Annotated in this window: 4 protein-coding genes; 2 read left to right on the forward strand and 2 right to left on the reverse strand. The window is 64.8% G+C overall.

Annotation, left to right across the window (positions count from 1 at the left end):
* Together EN879_RS28395 and EN879_RS28400 are read left to right on the forward strand one after the other, a co-directional pair.
* A partial coding sequence (locus EN879_RS28395; protein WP_164774623.1) for a murein L,D-transpeptidase family protein occupies positions 1–1,141 on the forward strand: 1,141 nt, incomplete at its 5' end.
* Positions 1,142–1,149: 8 nt separating this feature from the next.
* Positions 1,150–1,386 (forward strand): sulfurtransferase TusA family protein, encoded by a 237-nt coding sequence (locus EN879_RS28400; RefSeq protein ID WP_024503732.1) that lies wholly within the window; start codon positions 1,150–1,152, stop codon positions 1,384–1,386.
* Positions 1,387–1,396: 10 nt separating this feature from the next.
* Here EN879_RS28400 and EN879_RS28405 read toward each other — a convergent pair whose 3' ends face one another.
* Together EN879_RS28405 and EN879_RS28410 are read right to left on the reverse strand one after the other, a co-directional pair.
* Positions 1,397–2,506 (reverse strand): GTP-binding protein, encoded by a 1,110-nt coding sequence (locus EN879_RS28405; RefSeq protein ID WP_027162928.1) that lies wholly within the window; start codon positions 2,504–2,506, stop codon positions 1,397–1,399.
* 3 nt (positions 2,507–2,509) lie between these two features.
* Positions 2,510–3,515 (reverse strand): D-alanyl-D-alanine carboxypeptidase family protein (locus tag EN879_RS28410; protein ID WP_164774624.1); only part of this gene is annotated, 1,006 nt, incomplete at its 5' end.

The following is a 3,515-nucleotide window of genomic DNA, read 5'->3' on the forward strand; positions in this document are numbered from 1 at the left end:
GTCGGTGATGGCCCGCATCTTCAAGGAAGAAGGCAAGCTCGAGATCTGGAAGGCCAAGACCAACGGCCGCTATGACATGGTCGCCAGCTACGACATCTGCAAATGGTCGGGCAAGCTCGGGCCGAAATACACCGAAGGCGACCGCCAGGCGCCGGAAGGCTTCTACACGGTGCGCCCGGCGCAGATGAATCCGCGCTCGAACTACCATCTGTCCTTCAACATCGGCTATCCCAACGCCTATGACCGCGCCAACGGCCGCACCGGCTCCAATTTGATGGTGCACGGCGCCTGTTCGTCGTCGGGCTGCTATTCGATGACCGATGCGCAGATCGAGCAGATCTATGCCTTCGGCCGCGATGCTTTCCAGGGCGGCCAGACCGAGTTCCAGATCCAGGCGTTTCCGTTCCGCATGACCGCCGCCAACATGGCGCGCTACCGCAACGACCCGAATTACGACTTCTGGAAGATGCTCAAGGTCGGCTACGACAATTTCGAGATCACCAAGGTGCCGCCGAAGGTCGATGTCTGCGAGAAGCGTTATGTCTTCAACCAGGTAGCCGCCGACGGTCAGACATTCGATCCGACTGGCGCCTGCCCGGCGACGACGCAGCCTGATTCGCTGAAGAGCGCCTACAATTCCTACATGAGCACCTATGACGCGGCGTTCAGCGGCGCGGTCCAGGCCAGCGTGCCGGCGCCCAAGCCGACCATCGCCGGTATCAAGGAAGCCAGCATCGTCTCCGACTGGTCCAAGCGCCGCGCACGCGGCGAACGCGTACCGATCGATCCGCCGTCGCTCAACAATGACGGCTCGGTCACCGAGACGGCACGCATGGGCCGCATCGATTCGCCCGCCGGCCGCAAGATGGCGGCTCTTGATGCCGAAAAAGCTGCCAAGCAGAAGGCCGAGGAGCAGAGGCTGGCTGCCATAGAGGCGGCCAAGCAAGCCAAGGAAGCCGCCAAGGCCCAGGCTCTGGCCGAAAAGGAGGCCGAGAAGGCCGCCAAGGAGGCCCCAGTCGCCACCGCGACCATCGCGGCCCCTTCGGAAGCGGCGCCAATGGCTGAAACGCAAGCGGCGAGTGCCGACGAAAGCCGGGTGACGAAGCTGAAGAACAAGCTGCTCGGCATGTTCGGCGGTTGATATCGCCCGTGGCTGATCGCGCCGCTATTTATGACCTCAAGGGGCTGAACTGCCCCTTGCCCGTGCTCAAGGCCAAGAAGCGCCTCGCGGGGATGCAACCGGGCAGTCGGCTCTGGTTGGAGACCACCGACCCGCTCGCCGTCATCGACATTCCGGCATTCTGCTCCGAGAGCGGCCACCAGTTGATTGAAACGGCCGCGGTCTCCGGCGGCCATCGCTTCCTGGTCGAGCGCGGCGCGCCGTAATCGTTGGGAGCTACCGCCCGGCGATCGCCAGCGGATTGTTTTCCAGCGCCGCGCGGTCGGGCGTGTCAACCGACGGCCGGTCGGTGAAGGCGGCGAACAGCCTGCGGATATAATCTTCCGGCATGTCGAGCGTGATCAGCACCAGCCGCGTGCCACGCTGGCCATCCGGCCAGGACGGCAATTGCACCGGCGGATGCAGGATCTTCTGCACGCCATGGATCACCAGCGGCCGCGACGGGTCTTCCCTGAGCTCGATGACGCCCTTCATGCGCAGCAGGCGCTCGCCATGGGTCGAACGCAGCAGGTCGAGGAACATCTCGATCGCCGAAAACGGCACCGGGCCGTCATGCACCAGCGAATAGGAGCGCACGCGCTGATCGTGACGATGGCCGTGGTCATGGCCATGCTCGTGATCATGACCAGCATGATGGTGATGATCGTGCGCCGCTTCCTCGCCAAGCCAGCGCCGCACATCGGCGGATTTGGTTGCCGGGTTGTAGAGGCCGCAATCAAACAACGCCGCCACGCCTGTCTCCGTGTCGCCGGCATCGAGCAGTTCGGCGCCCGGATTGATCTGCCGCAGGCGCGCCCGCAGCATTTCCAGCTCATTGGGGTCGGTGGCCAGATCGGCTTTGCTGAGCACGATGCGGTCGGCGACGGCAACCTGCTTTACCGCCTCGACATGGGCATCGAGCGTGGCGTTGCCGTTGACGGCATCGACCAAAGTGATGACGCCGTCGAGCCGGAAGGCCTGGATCAGCGCCGGATGCGCCATGATCGACTGCAGCACCGGCGCCGGGTCGGCAAGGCCGGTGGTTTCGACGATGACGCGGGCGAGCCGGGCAATGCGGCCGGTCTGCAGCCGGTCGACCAGGTCGGCCAGCGTATCGACCAGTTCGCCGCGCACCGTGCAGCACAGGCAGCCGTCCGACAGCTGGATGATGCCGTCGGAAGACTGCTCGACCAGCAAATGGTCGATCGCCACCTCGCCGAACTCGTTGATGATCACCGCGGTGTCGGCCAGCGCCGGATCCTTGAGCAGCCGGTTGAGCAGCGTCGTCTTGCCGGCGCCGAGGAAGCCGGTCAGCACCGAGACTGGGATCGGGAAGCCGCTGCCCATTGGCTAGTTCGCAACCTTGACCGGCTGGTCGCCCTGCGCGGCGGAGCCGGCAATCTTCGGGCCGGTGCCGGCCGGTGCCGGCCTGTCGGGCCGCCAGCTCGGGATCGGCACATCGGCAAATTCCTGCGCGCCCTGGTCGAGGATGGCCTTCGGCGCCGGACCGGTGGCGCCGCCAAGGCCGACGGCAACCAGCGTCGGCACATGGTCGAGCTTTTCCTGATAGGGTGATTTCGGCACGTTCTTGGCGGCGGCCGGCGGCGCCTCGGATTGCTCCTGCGGCGTCTTCTTCTTGCAGACCTCGTCCTGCATGTCGTTGGGTGAGACCGTGTCGCCATAGGGCGCCAGCGTGGTGACGGTGGCCGAGCCGGCGACAGGCGTGTCGAACCCCTGATCGAGCAGTTTTGCCGCCGTCTCGGCGCGGGTGACCGCCGACTTCTCGCCAAGCACAACCGCGACCAGCGTGCGCCCGTTGCGCGTCGCCGAACCGATCATGTTGAAGCCGGAAGGGCAGACAAAACCGGTCTTCATGCCATCGGCGCCGGGATAGCGGCCGATCAAGAGATTGTAGTTGGGGATCGCCTTCTTGCCGACGGCAAGGCCCTCGATCGAGAACCACGGCACATATTGCGGAAATTCGCGGCGGATCGCCATCACCAGCACGGCGAGGTCGCGCGCCGTCGTGTACTGATCCGGCGAATAGAGCCCGTTCGGATTGACGAAATGCGTGCCGTTCATGCCGAGCCGGGTCGCCTCGGCGTTCATCCGGTCGGCAAAGGCCGCCTGCGAACCGCCGACATTTTCGCCGACAGCCATGGCAATGTCGTTGGCCGATTTGACCAGCATCATCTTCAGCGCATTGTCGAGCCGCATCACCGAACCCGGCTTGAAGCCCATCTTGCTTGGCGGCTCGGCGGCGGAGTGTTTGGTCACCTTGATCGGCGAATCGAGCTGTACCTCGCCGGCCGCGATCGCCCGAAAGGTGACGTAAGCGGTCATCAGCTTGCTCAGC

Source organism: Mesorhizobium sp. M7A.F.Ca.AU.002.02.1.1, assembly GCF_003998535.1.
GTDB classification, from domain to species: domain Bacteria; phylum Pseudomonadota; class Alphaproteobacteria; order Rhizobiales; family Rhizobiaceae; genus Mesorhizobium; species Mesorhizobium ciceri.

What these genes read in the sequence shown, in the direction of transcription:
- EN879_RS28405 (WP_027162928.1), bottom strand. Translation starts at nt 2,506, where the DNA reads ATGGGCAGCGGCTTCCCGATCCCAGTCTCGGTGCTGACCGGCTTCCTC.